A 12963-nucleotide genomic window follows, 5' to 3' on the forward strand; every position below is an offset into this window, starting at 1 on the left:
AATCAATCGCACGATAGTTTCAAAGTTTAACAGTTTGATTCTAAAGTACTAATAAAACATTGGCGTTTTTACCCTTCTTCCTTTAAAGCCATTTCCCAACGCTCGCCAATAGCTTCAAATAGATCTTCAATGGAACATGCGAGATTTTTAACAGGTATGTTGACCTGTGATGGCAAAAGACCTTTATTCAAAACGTTAAGGACTCTTTTCATCCCGTTGGAACGGTTAATAATCAGCTCGCCATCGAAGGTGAAAATTCCGAGATAAACCTGTCCTGAAAAATTTATCAAATCAATGGCCTCAATTTCCTTCCACTTAACCAGGCCGGCTCCGATATAACTAGACTGATCAATAATCCCTTCATTAGTAACAATGACTGCCGGCTCACGTTTTATGAGTACATTGATGTAATAAATGAAGCAGAGTCCAAACACAGTAATTGTTATAATTCCAATCGACGCCGGCAGTATCCCTTCAAATTGTCCGTTAATGGATAAAGCCAAAATCAAGATTCCTATTGAAACAAAAACGAAAGAGAAAAACGCCAGCATGATCGTCCTTTTAATTTTTGGCATGACAATATATGCATCCATATTCAATCCCCCATAAGCAAAAGTTCATACTCATAAGCGTAAATGTTATAAAGAAAAAAATAAATCCTCCGAATGACCCGCGGAGGATGAAAATGCCGATTCATTTCCTTTTAATGCGTTCAATCTTGATTTGACTTTTAGGTATGCTTGGAATGCTGACAAGGCTGTAGCTCAAATCCTGATCCGGTATTTGGTACGATATTCGATTTACCAAAAAGTCCACGCATACTTTCATTGCCTCAATTGTGATCCACTCCCCGGGACAGCGATGCCCGTCATGGTAACTGCCGCCTCCCTGTGGTATCAAACTAAACTTCAGGCTGTCTTCCTGCTCTTTAAAACGTTCTGGATTAAATACACTCGGGTTGTCCCATAATCCAGGATCATGGTTTGTCCCATATAAATCCAGCAAGGTCAAAGTTTCCTTTTTAAAAGTATAATCCTTCCATTCGAAATCCTCTTTTACCCGTGCAGCCGCAAACGGAAAAAATGGATAAAACCTTCGCACTTCCTGTATAAACATTTGCATAAATTCGTCATCCGCCGATGCCAGCTTCTCTTTTTGTTCTGGAAACTGATGCAATGCCAACGCCGTAAAATTAATATATATGGCAATTGCTACAATGGGTCTTAATATGTTGATGACTTCAACAGCAGCCACTTCGGTATTCAAGAGCTTCCCTTCCAAGTCCTTGTGCATGGATATTACATAAAGTGCCGCTTGTTCATCGGGTAATATCTCCCCTTCCCTAACCTGCTCCACTAGTTCCCCTATCCATTTTTCTGCCTGATTCCGGTTATGCCTTCCTTTCCAATGCTCTGGCCCTATAGCTGAGGGTGATTCAAAAAGGGAAGCCAATTCACCCACTCTATTATCAAGACCTTCACTGCTTAGTGGAACGCCTGCCCATTTGCATGCAGTTTTGCATAAAAGTTTTTTTGCCTCCTCATAAAGAATGACGTCATCCATACCCAGCCATGTATCCACTGCTTTTTTCCACTCATCCCTGTTCATTTCTACAAATCTTTTTATTGCTACCTCAGACATGAGTGACATAAACATATTTTTTCGATGTAAATGGACTTTGCCATCAAGCGATTGAACTCCCTTTTCACCGAACAATGTTTGCTGCACACGTTTAGGGGCTGCACCAGCCCTTTTGAACTTATCATGATCATAAAATATCTCGGCTGCTTCCTTTCCGCCCATACAAATTGCTTTTTGTCCCAACAGACGAGTTTCAAACACATCGGATTGAAGGCTTTGACGCCTGTTTGGGATAAACATATATCCTTCCCTAAGCAAGCTTACACTGTGATCCATCCCCTCTTCCCGAGGCATTTTATTTAATTCCGACATACGTACAGTCTCCTTTTAAAAGATTGGCTTAACCTAATGTTCCCTATGATGCTCTTTTAAAAACTTAAATTTTAAAGGGGAGACAGACAATTGGGGATCATACAGCTTTACGTTAACTACAGAACATAGAGGCTGTTTGCTAGTCCCTAGACATTAAAATGCATACCAATCCCGGTTTCACCGAGGGAATCAAAGAGAATCGGGCAGCGTACCGCCACAGGACTCCAGTTCCATTAATTTGCTATTATAACGGTGTATTGTCGACCTAGCATAATCGTGATCATTTGGTTAAAAATAATTTGAGTTCATTTATAAAAATATAAGTAGTAAGTTTGCTGAACCATAAAAAACTTAATAGGAAAACAAAAAATCGATGACCATCTAGATTGGCTAAGTCAGAAGTCGATACCGGAATTATTTGATAGATTTTTTAGCTTTGGTTGAAACTGAATAATTTTTCACACCATAGTCATACCTAAAATTTAGCGATACCAGCAAGTGGAAGTTCTTTTTTGGCAGCCCTTATGTGGTCATTTTGTTGTTATATAAAAATTCACCTCATCATTTATTTATTTTGGCGACCTTCTTTTATGATTTTTTTAATATATAGAGGAGAGTGTATGGATGGACTTTTTTAACAGTCAGGAGTCTTTAACGGCTATTCAATGGGTTTTAAGAGCTGTACTTGCATATCTCTTTATGCTAGTCATTGCTAAAGCAATGGGTCAGAGATCTATTTCTCAACTAAGGTTACTGGACTTCGTCATTTCTTTAATTATCGGAAACATCATTGCTCATCCTTTATCTGATGAAAAGTTAGGCATGAAGGGAACAATGATCACAATGAGTGTACTTGTTCTTTTATATACAACAAGTGTTTTCACCAGTTTAAAAATAAACCGACTTCGCAAATTTATTGATCCTCCCTCCTTCCCTCTCATAGAAAATGGACAGATCAAATATAAAAATTTAAAAAAGGCCAAGATTTCCCTCGATTATTTATTATGTGAAACAAGAAAAGAAAAAATTGACGATGTTCAAAAAGTTGCCCTAGCTCTCTGGGAACCTGATGGGACGATTTCATTTTTTCTTGAACAGAAATATCAAACAGTAACAAAAGAGGACATGCAAATCATAGGAGACAAATTCTCCCTCTCTAGAACAATCGTCAAAGAGGGAAAAATTGATATCAACGAATTAAAGCAGTTAAATAAAGATGAAGTGTGGCTCAGAAATAAAATCGAATCCACTTATCGAGTGGACATATCCGACATATTACTGGCAACTATGGATAGAAACGAGCAGTTAAAGGTTTTGTTTTATTAGGCTTCATTCTTGTCTTCTTCTAACAAACTAATTCTGTTTGGGATAATATCAGATGCAGTGGAGTGAAAATAATTGAAAAGACGAATATAGAAGATGCTGAAGATGTGGAATCCAAAGGTGTATGGACTACTCTTCATTTGTTGAGAGCCTGCCTCGGCTCGTTGTATTACGGGGTAAAATTTCTCCATTAATTGCTGCATTCTTCCAAAACACTTGCTTGTAGAGAAATTTAAGATGAAATATAAAAGCCGGATCAAATTATCCGGCTTTTATACTTTCTACTGCGTTAGGTAAATGGACGTTGTGAATCGTTAATTCCGGCCGGCTGCCTATCCTAATATTTATGCCGGTCTGTCCAAGCCCCTCACTTATATAAAATTGTTTCTCTTTGTAATAATGCAAACCTTTTACCATATTCATTTTAACCAATTTGCCCATTTTTACTAGATGATACGGCTTTGGCCAGTGAATTTGGCCGCCATGGAAATGGCCCGAAAGCAAATAATCAAAATGATGGTTGTTCATGGACAAAACAACATTTGGATCGTGAGTAATTACCAGATTATAGCCTTCCTCTAAACCATCATAAGATGCCATCAAATTACTTCGTTTTGTACTGAAATCATCAATACCAATAATATTTAATGGAACTCCGCCTATGTCAATCATGTCATTTTCATTTTGCAATAGTTTCACATCATTCTGGACCAACAGGTTCTTCAGCTGCTTTAAGTCATCTTTACGCAAAACATAATCATGATTGCCAAATACAGCGTAAATACCATTGGTAGGGTTTAGAGCTTTAAAAACTTGCAAATACGGCAAGAGCTTAGGGATGCTTCGTTTTCTATCCAGAAAATCCCCAGTCAAAGCAATTAGATCAATAGGCTGCATTTTCACCTTTTCATAAAGTTGCTCTGGGGAGATTGAAATATTTTCAAGATGCAAGTCAGAAACTTGCAATATCCGCAGGGGATCTTTGCCCTTCTCTTTTGAACCATTCTTACATTTTATATCTATATGATTAATTACAACGGATCTTGTATTTTTGTTGCCTATATATATAAAGAAACAAAGAGCGATAAATATTAGCAATGCAACAATCACTATTTTCCCCTCCTTCTACCAATTATAAGTGGAGGAGAGAGGGATTTTAACCTGTAATATATGGATAGAATGTCAATTGGTGTACAGGCGTCCTTCGTTGATTAAACATCAAAAAGAATCGGAAAACTGACTACCAATATTTATCATGCTTTAGAAAATATGGCTTATACATTCTTATAATGTAGTCAGGTTCAGTCAACATATGTCCACCATTTTTTCCCAGCCCTAATTTCAAAAAACATTTCTGGCTTTCTGCTAAATTTTATTCCCGTTTGCAATAAAGTATTTATCAAAAACATCCATTGCCGACAATGATAGAAACTTATACTAAACAGCTGCAAAAACGCTCAATAAAAGACAGTTAACTAAGAATGATTGTAATTTCTCAGCTAACCGTCGTAGACTCTTGTTATTGATTTCCCAGCATAATGTAAGGTTTTAATGACTGCCATATCTTTGTAATAGTGTAGCTTTTGACATAAATAAATACATAGGTTCGAGAGATTCCGGTTTCCATTGCTTACTTGAGGAAAGAAAATAAATCGGCATAAGAGCCGTTTTTTTAAATTTTTTATATACGGGATTTTTAATAGGATACGATTCAAACCCCAATCTTTTACAACCTTTATAAAGTGTAGTAATCCCAATCAATCCTTTAATTTCATCTTTAAAGCTGCTCGATTGAATATAATCAAAAACGCCAGGGAGTGAATCCTTTACTCTTGAATAAATAACCTTTCCTTTTCTTAAGTCACTTTTATATTGCATAATCTCATTTAATAATTTGACATTGTGTAAATGCACTTTTACAAGAACATCATTCTTACCAATGATTGTTCCATCACATAAAGTAATATCTCTCCCCTTGTATCTAGTTAAGCGCACCCGCATGATGGTTTTGTTTCCACAGTTCTTTTTAATATGGTGTAGGCGTGTGAAACGAAAATAGATTGGATCTAACATGTTCCATCCCGAAAGACAAAATTGTATAATTTTTGTTCTATTCATCTTTTTTCCCCTTAATGATGGTTTTATAAAGTCATTTTATTTTGTTAAATTACGTCGGCAAATATTATTGGTAATTCAAGGACGTAAGGATGATTTAACTTTTATTTCGCAAACTAATTGGTAAGGAGGGAGGGCCCATGCATAAGATTTTATTTTTCCCCTTTCTACAAATCCCTTCAGGTCATCACCATGTAGCAGATAGTATTAGGATCCAATTGGAACAAACGGCTGAGAATGTTCATTGTGAAAAAATTGATATTTTATCTTATGGTTACGGCAATATTGAAAATCTTATCTCCTTTATTTATTTGCAATGGATTCACAAGTTCCCCCAGTTATATAGCACAATTTATCGGGTTGCTGCAGTGGAAAGTACGAAGCAAAATAAACGGTTTCAAACTTATGAAATATTGTTTTTAAAAGTGTTAAGAAAGTTAATAAAAGAAAAAAAACCGGATGTAGTCATATGTACACATGCTCTTCCTTCATACATGCTGGCACACTTAAAAAAATTAAAGTTTTGGACAGGAATAATCATTAATGTTTATACTGATTATTTTATAAATAATTTATGGGGAATTGGAGAAGTTGATTATCACTTTGTACCGAGCAAGAGTATCAAAGTGCAACTATTGAAACAGGGTGTTAAGGCAGAGCAGATATTTATAACAGGTATTCCGATCCATCCAATATTCAATTCAGAAAAAGATATAATGAAAAAAGACCCGGAATTTTCTGCTCTCCTCAGCGGCGGAAATATGGGAGCGGGCCCCATTCTTCAGCTACTTAACCGACTAAAGCCTGCAGGACAGATTATTTATAAAGTATTATGCGGAAAAAACGATAAACTGCGCCAACATGTCAAGAGTCTGAACCATCCGCTCATCAAGCCGATTCCCTATATATCATCAAAAGTAGAAATGAATCGATTATATAATATGACTGATATGGTTATTACAAAGCCGGGTGGAGTGACAATTAGCGAGAGTCTGACTAAAAAACTTCCCATATTTGTATATGATGTTTTGCCTGGACAAGAAGAGCAGAATTTAATTTTCTTAAAAAACGAAGGTTTGGTTCATCATTTGGATGAGTGGAAGACCCAAGTAAATATTGAAGAAGAAATATTGACCGTGCTGCGGCATAAAAAACAGAAGATGATAAGAGCGATGAATAATTATTTAACGGAGATTGAACTGAAGGACCCAGTCTCATTTATCATGAAGACTTTCGAGGCGAAGATAAAATAATCTTGATTTCAATTACATCAGGTAAAACAGGAAAACTCACAGGGTTACTTTTTTCAACCTCGACAGCAACTTAACATCTTGTCGTTCTTACAACTCTATAGTAATGAGTTGTCCATTTCATATGTTTATCATAGTGTGAGTTCAATGATATCCGGATTGCTGAAATTCCTATGTTAAGAATCGCATTTTTTATTATACTACCCGAATAGCTCAAACTTTTGGAAGGTGGCCCCATGAGCTCAATTTGAATAGAGTATGCATGGACATTATTAATATTAATCGGGAAAGAAACCATCATAGAAATACAATCAACTCCAATTTGCGTTTACAAATATAACTGAGGACCATGAAGTTTTGTGACAAATAAAAAAGTAATTATACTTACTCTTGGGGGAAATAAAAAAGCACCTCACGGGAGATGCACTAATAAAGCTCCTATAAAAAAAGAGTTATTCTTTATCAATTGGGGAATGAATATGATCCCTAAATGTATCAACATACATATTACCATTGGCAGCCAGTACTGCATAAACAACATCATGTTTTGTTAAATTACGCTTTTTCAACTCTGATTCCAGCCATGAAAACGTTAAATTATTTTGTTCTAAGTTTTCTTTAATTATTTCTCCATCCATTATAAGTTCAATAGGTAATTTTTGTTCAGGCATTACTGCAATCATCAAATCCTGTCTTGTTACATTTCTAAAATGCGGCTTCTTTAACACTGTTAACGTCCCATTGATTTCCACGATTGCAAAAAGAACTTCTTCAATGTTAAAAACATCTTTTTCCCTTAGTTGCTGATTTAAATAATCCAATGTATATCGCATTTTATTCATGTTTCCTTCTAATATTTTTCCATTTTGTATCACAATTGTGGGATCACCGGCAAGAAATTTTCTTCCTTTTCTATTTTTCAATGAAATAATAGCTATCAAAAAAATAACTGCTACGTATATTACAAATGCAATTATTGTATGATGTACCTTTACAGATGTATTAAAGGCTAAATTTGCTGAAATGGCACCTAACGATATCGCTGCAACAAAATCAAACATTGTCATTTGCGAGATCGTTTGTTTACCTAATATTCTTGCTCCAATTAGTAATAAACTGAAAGAAGTAATTGATCTCAGTATTACTTCGATATGTTCAGGCACCTTCTCACCCCAATTTATCTATTATCAGTACTATCATAGCCTTGACTTGTATTATTTATTAATTCACATTACCACCTACTCAATATAAAAAAAGACAGGTTTCCCCTGTCATAAACATTAAAAAATTCTATCCACACTTCTAACTACTCCTTATCAAGCGGAACCTCAACCCGCTGCTTTACCATTCTAAATGTTAACTGATATCTCAAGACCCCAAAAATTGACATGAAATGATTTCCTACCATTGCCTGGTTAGTTGGCCAAAACAGTTGAAGCTTTATCTAATGATAACTTTCGGCGTTGTTAATCGATCAGGAAAGAAAGTCGCTTATGTTCGTTTTACTGTACCGTTTATCATTTTTTTGATGTTCTAAAATTCTATTTTATCGCTTCTGCCCTACTCTGAAGTCCAATTTATTCTTAATGAAAGCAAATATGGCTGGAAGAACAGAGAGGAAAATAATTAATAAAATCACAGTCGAAAAGTTTTCCTTAATAATCGGGATATTGCCGAATAAATAGCCCAACGTTGTGCAAATACCTACCCAAACAATAGCGCCAACAACATTGTAAATGAAGAAATATCGATAATTCATACGGCTGGCTCCAGCAACAAATGGTACGAATGTACGAACAAAAGGCATAAAACGAGCTATCACAATTGTTTTCCCACCATGCTTATTAAAGAAGGCCTCGGCTTTCTCCATTTTTTCCTGATTAATCATTTTACCCAGCCAGCTATTAGTAGGAATGGATGTCCCGATCTTCTTCCCAATATGATAATTTACCGTATCACCGATCACTGCAGCAGTAAAAAAGACAATAAGCAATAAAGGAAAATGAAACGCTTCTACTGCAGCAAAGGCTCCACTTGCAAACAATAAAGAATCACCGGGTAAAAATGGAAATATGACTACTCCCGTTTCCACAAAGACTATTAAAAATAATATGGCATATGACCAACCGCCAAATATATCAATAATCTCTACAAGATGTTCATCAATATGAAGAATAAAACTAATGAGTCCTTGAATAATGTCCATAAAGATACTCCTCTAATTTAGACTATAACATGAGCTTAATGCTAAGCTTTTTTTATTACTAAAATAATTATTATCTTTTAATATTGGGACTGCAAGCCATTCCTCACCTTATGAGCAACAATTATGTGAACTAATTTCCCTACTTACCATCCTAAGAAGAAGGAGTGGAATGTATTATCTAAAGATTTAACCAGAGGTTTGTACCCTTAGTGAATTAACAACCACAATTGGGGTTTGAAGAATAGTTTATTTTTTTAAATTTATTATTGGACATACTTATTATTGCTTTTTCAGTGTGGTTTACTACCAAAACTAACATCTCTTAAGCGATATAAAAAGATCAATTCCTGACAGGAAACTCAAATTTCAACTTCCCATTCTCAATCTGCAAGTATGCTTGAAAGGACTTCCCCTTTTTACTTTTAAAACCTTTCAGTAATCCGGTCCTTCCGCTGGTCAATATTTTCCTGATCATCGCGTCACTTAATTTTTTTCCACAAAAAACCTTTGGCAAAGTGAACGTGCAGCCATTTTGATATTCAGCACATCCGTAAAATTTCCCTTTTTCTTGAACCTTCCCATTACTACACACAGGGCAAATTCCGATAAATGTTTGTTGTTCCGCATCTTTTTTCTGAACATGTAATTGCCCAATACTGTCCGGAGCATTTTTCAACAAGGATTGAATAAATCTTTCTATCTGTTGGATAAAAGCAGCTTGCGTTCCATTGCTTTGACCAATTTTATGCAAGTATTTCTCCCATTTCCCAGTCATTTCCGGGCTGGACAATAGCGTTCCTTCTACTGCTTGACACAGTATTTCACCTTTATGTGTAACATGCACGATGTTCTTTTTCACTTCAATATACTTTTGGTGTTTCAATGTTTCAATAATGGCAGCGCGTGTAGCTTCAGTTCCGATCCCTTCCGTTTTACTCAGCATTTCCTTTGCTTCTTCGTCCTCAACATCTTTTCCGGCATTTTTCATCACTTGGATCAATTTACCCTCTGTAAACGGCTTCGGCGGCTGAGTCATGCCTTCTTTCAACTTTACGTCTACAGTACAAGCCTCACCTTCCGACATTACAGGGAGAACGGTATCTGCTTCTCTTTTTGCATCCGCTGTTGATTCTTCCTTGTAAAACAAAGCTTTCCAACCTTTTTTTCGTTCAACTTTTCCCGTTTTTTCAAAAAACAGGCCGTTCACATTTACTGCCACTTTCGTTTCCTCGTATTCATAGTCCGGAGCAAACATCGCAAGCGTGGTCAGGGTCACTTCCCGATAAATATTCCGTTCCTTAGTTGATAATGTGTGTAAGCTTGGGGTTTTCCTTGTGGGAATGATAGCATAGTGCTCCTGGACTTTGCTTCCGTCAACAAACCGCCTCTGCGGGTGAGGGTAGGCGACCTCTATGCTGACTTCGGCAAAATTTTGATAATCCGAAAGATGTTTCTTCAAATAGGCAAATTCATTTTCTGTAATGAAATGGGTGTCGGTCCTGGGGTAGCTGATCAGTTTCTTCTCATACAATCCTTGCGCAATTTTGAGGGTTTCGGAAGGGCTGTATTTCCAAACTTTATTGGCTTTAGCCTGCAAAGAGGAGAGGGAGTGCAGCCTGGGGGACTTTGTTCTCTTCAGCGCTTTTTGTATCCGTTCGATGACTCCCTTATTTTCCCCGCGTACCACATTGTTCTTATTCAAAACAGCCTGTGCTTCTTCCTCCGATTTAAATCTCTCTTTATGCTTTGCTTCAAATTGACCGTTTTGTATTGTTGTATCCCCAATCCATTCGAAAAAAGGCTCCGACTGAAAGTTTTCGATTTCCATTTGACGCTTATAAATCAAATAAAGGGTTGGCGTCTGTACCCTGCCGACACTAAATGGCCCACGCAACCCTTTTTTCTGCAACAACAACGTGTATAACCTTGACGCATTCATACCGACAAGCCAGTCGCTGAATTGTCTCGTTTGCGCTTCGCGGTACAACGGAATATAATAATTCCCTTCTTTCAAATACCGGAACCCTTTTTGCACTTCTTCAAGCTCCAACGAATTGATCCAAAGCCTTTTAGTTGGCTTATTGAAAGCGCCCGCCAGCATGATGATGCTTCTTGCAATATTTTCTCCCTCGCGGTCACAGTCAGTGGCGACGACGATTTCCGATGCCGATTGAAGCAGCTTCTTCACTATATTAAACTGCTGCCTTTTATCTCTGGCCACTTGGAATTTGAATTGCCCGGGGAAGATGGGCAGCGTTTGAAGTGACCAGCTTTTCCATTCGTCCTTGTACTGTTCAGGCTCCACCAACTCGACTAAGTGTCCGAAGCCCCAAGTGATCATGGCTTTTCCATTAAAAAAGCGGTCGTCGTTCACTTCAATATATCCGTCTTTTTTAACCGTATTTCTGAATGCATCAGCATAGGCCCTTCCTTGGCTGGGCTTTTCCGCTAAAATGACGATGGACATATACCATTCCCCTTTTGGATATTTAAGGCTCTATATAGTTCAATAAAAGTGTTCTTTTTTACATTATAGAACATTAGTTCGAAAAATCAATAGAGTTAATCAAATAAGCCTAAATGTCTTCTATTTCATCCAGAGCCGCTGGTGAAAACTGCAGTCGTGCGCGCCAGCGGAAGTCGCTGCCTAATCTTTGATTTACGGGGGAACTTCACTCGCCCTACTGTCTCAAAACAAAAAACAGACCTCCCTTGATATCTGACATATTACCGGGATGGTCTATTTCTCAGCCATAGAGCCTACCACTCTTCGTACGGCGACTATTGTATATGACCGTATGGGTTACAACACTCGCGGACTTATGAAAAACTGACTTCATTTCGTTATGATTGTTCACTATTTTCCAGACTCGCTCTAATTGGCGGTTACCGAAACAGTTGAGGAAAGGCCTTTGCGAAAGACCATTTTACTTAAAGTGATGCTCAGTTCATATAAAAGCAGCAACGGAATAATCACCAGCACGTCAGAAATAAAATCTGGCGGTGTAATTAAAATGGAAATGACAATTAAAATAAAATAGGCCACTTTTCTCGCTTTGGCAAGTTTATGCGGGTCAATAATCCCCAGCCTTGTCAAGAACATGACCACCGCCGGCATTTCAAATAAAAAGCCAAGCGGTACAACCAAATTTAGCATGAACCTAAAGTATTTTTCGGCTGTAAAAAAAGTTTGAAATAAATCGCCGCTCAGATTGGTTAAAAATGAGAGCACAAGCGGGAATATGATAAAATACCCGAAGGCCAAGCCAGCAGAAAACAGGAAAAATAAGCTGGGGATGTACAGCATCGTTATTTTTTGTTCTTTTTTCGTTAATGCCGGCTTAACAAATTGCCAAACCTCAAAAGCGGCAATAGGAAGTGTAACGGCAATTGCCATTACTCCAGAAATCATCATGTAAATCCAAATGATATCGCCTGGCCCGAGTAAAGCGAGTTTCCCTTCCAGATCCTTAACTAAAAATTGGTAAAGATCTTTGGCAAAAGCAAATGACAAAACAAAGGCCAAGACAAAAGCGACCAAAGTCATAATGATCCTCTTGCGTAATTCATCTAAATGCCCGATCAAATTCATTTGTTTCTGATCCATTTTGAAGCCCCTTTAAAGAGAAGATGTAAGCAGTCATGGCCTACATCTTTCTGTTATTTCTATTCTTAACTGCCAATTTTGGTTTGCGCATCATCAATAGCTGCCAGCTTTTTTCCTTCTTCAGACTTTTGTTTCTGTTCTTCATCCCCATTTACAAGATCGTTGGTCGCTTTCTTAAACTCCTTCAATGTACTTCCAGCAGCTCGTCCAATCTCCGGTAATTTAGAGGGACCAAAGATAATGAGCGCGATCACAAGAATGAGGATCAGTCCTGGGATTCCGATGTTTGATAGCATACTCTCACCTCTTAGAAAATTATAGTCATTATGAACTTCTGTACTTGTGAAAAACTTATTTAATAACATTATTCTATGGGTCTAGCTCCTGCGCCTATCGACTAGCAGACTTAGCGCTTCCGGTGCTTCTCGGCGAAGCTTAATCAAGGAAGTATAGCTCATCTCGTCGCAAAGTCATGGAGCATATTCAGGAAGTATCGCACGAAGCAGACT

General features: G+C 37.3%; 11 protein-coding genes. 2 read left to right on the forward strand and 9 right to left on the reverse strand.

Features of this window, described 5'->3' with window-relative positions:
• Positions 1–68: 68 nt before the first annotated feature.
• Both D4T97_RS05660 and D4T97_RS05665 read right to left on the reverse strand, forming a co-directional pair.
• Positions 69–593, reverse strand: a complete 525-nt coding sequence (locus D4T97_RS05660; protein ID WP_126048591.1) for an STM3941 family protein — start codon at positions 591–593, stop codon at positions 69–71.
• A gap of 100 nt (positions 594–693) precedes the next feature.
• Entirely contained in the window at positions 694–1953 is a 1260-nt protein-coding gene (locus D4T97_RS05665) for a cytochrome P450 (protein ID WP_126048593.1), read from the reverse strand.
• A gap of 624 nt (positions 1954–2577) precedes the next feature.
• Between D4T97_RS05665 and D4T97_RS05670 the strand changes: the two genes are divergently transcribed.
• Positions 2578–3279, forward strand: a complete 702-nt coding sequence (locus D4T97_RS05670) for a DUF421 domain-containing protein (RefSeq protein WP_126048595.1) — start codon at positions 2578–2580, stop codon at positions 3277–3279.
• A 258-nt stretch (positions 3280–3537) separates the two neighbouring features.
• Here D4T97_RS05670 and D4T97_RS05675 read toward each other — a convergent pair whose 3' ends face one another.
• Both D4T97_RS05675 and D4T97_RS05680 read right to left on the reverse strand, forming a co-directional pair.
• On the reverse strand, positions 3538–4389 hold the full coding sequence (locus D4T97_RS05675) for a metallophosphoesterase (protein ID WP_408021594.1): 852 nt from the start codon (positions 4387–4389) through the stop codon (positions 3538–3540).
• Between the two features lie 435 nt (positions 4390–4824).
• Positions 4825–5394 carry a YkoP family protein gene (locus D4T97_RS05680; RefSeq protein WP_126048599.1) on the reverse strand — a complete coding sequence of 190 codons (570 nt, stop codon included), beginning with the start codon at positions 5392–5394 and terminating at the stop codon, positions 4825–4827.
• Between the two features lie 137 nt (positions 5395–5531).
• On the opposite strand from D4T97_RS05680, the gene D4T97_RS05685 reads away from it, so the two are divergent.
• Complete coding sequence (locus tag D4T97_RS05685) at positions 5532–6644, forward strand: MGDG synthase family glycosyltransferase (RefSeq protein ID WP_126048601.1); 1113 nt, start codon at positions 5532–5534, stop codon at positions 6642–6644.
• Between the two features lie 449 nt (positions 6645–7093).
• On the opposite strand, the gene D4T97_RS05690 is transcribed toward D4T97_RS05685, so the two are convergent.
• From D4T97_RS05690 to D4T97_RS05710, 5 genes are all read right to left on the reverse strand, one after another.
• Positions 7094–7804, reverse strand: coding sequence for a DUF421 domain-containing protein (locus D4T97_RS05690; RefSeq protein ID WP_126048603.1), 711 nt, complete (start codon positions 7802–7804; stop codon positions 7094–7096).
• Between the two features lie 383 nt (positions 7805–8187).
• On the reverse strand, positions 8188–8847 hold the full coding sequence (locus tag D4T97_RS05695) for a DedA family protein (RefSeq protein ID WP_126048605.1): 660 nt from the start codon (positions 8845–8847) through the stop codon (positions 8188–8190).
• Between the two features lie 340 nt (positions 8848–9187).
• The gene (locus D4T97_RS05700; protein ID WP_126048607.1) at positions 9188–11314 is read right to left on the reverse strand and encodes a type IA DNA topoisomerase; all 2127 of its coding nucleotides are present in this window, start codon (positions 11312–11314) and stop codon (positions 9188–9190) included.
• Positions 11315–11722: 408 nt separating this feature from the next.
• Complete coding sequence (tatC, locus tag D4T97_RS05705) at positions 11723–12454, reverse strand: twin-arginine translocase subunit TatC (protein WP_126048609.1); 732 nt, start codon at positions 12452–12454, stop codon at positions 11723–11725.
• Positions 12455–12519: 65 nt separating this feature from the next.
• Positions 12520–12750, reverse strand: a complete 231-nt coding sequence (locus tag D4T97_RS05710; protein WP_126048611.1) for a twin-arginine translocase TatA/TatE family subunit — start codon at positions 12748–12750, stop codon at positions 12520–12522.
• Positions 12751–12963 lie beyond the last annotated feature (213 nt).

Source organism: Siminovitchia acidinfaciens (assembly GCF_003605385.1).
Classification (GTDB): Bacteria; Bacillota; Bacilli; order Bacillales; family Bacillaceae_C; genus Siminovitchia; species Siminovitchia acidinfaciens.

Coding starts and splice junctions, on each gene's coding strand:
- D4T97_RS05660 (WP_126048591.1), bottom strand. CDS start 593: ATGGATGCATATATTGTCATGCCAAAAATTAAAAGGACGATCATGCTG.
- D4T97_RS05665 (WP_126048593.1), bottom strand. CDS start 1,953: ATGTCGGAATTAAATAAAATGCCTCGGGAAGAGGGGATGGATCACAGT.
- D4T97_RS05670 (WP_126048595.1), top strand. CDS start 2,578: ATGGACTTTTTTAACAGTCAGGAGTCTTTAACGGCTATTCAATGGGTT.
- D4T97_RS05680 (WP_126048599.1), bottom strand. CDS start 5,394: ATGAATAGAACAAAAATTATACAATTTTGTCTTTCGGGATGGAACATG.
- D4T97_RS05685 (WP_126048601.1), top strand. CDS start 5,532: ATGCATAAGATTTTATTTTTCCCCTTTCTACAAATCCCTTCAGGTCAT.
- D4T97_RS05695 (WP_126048605.1), bottom strand. CDS start 8,847: ATGGACATTATTCAAGGACTCATTAGTTTTATTCTTCATATTGATGAA.
- D4T97_RS05700 (WP_126048607.1), bottom strand. CDS start 11,314: ATGTCCATCGTCATTTTAGCGGAAAAGCCCAGCCAAGGAAGGGCCTAT.
- tatC (WP_126048609.1), bottom strand. CDS start 12,454: ATGGATCAGAAACAAATGAATTTGATCGGGCATTTAGATGAATTACGC.
- D4T97_RS05710 (WP_126048611.1), bottom strand. CDS start 12,750: ATGCTATCAAACATCGGAATCCCAGGACTGATCCTCATTCTTGTGATC.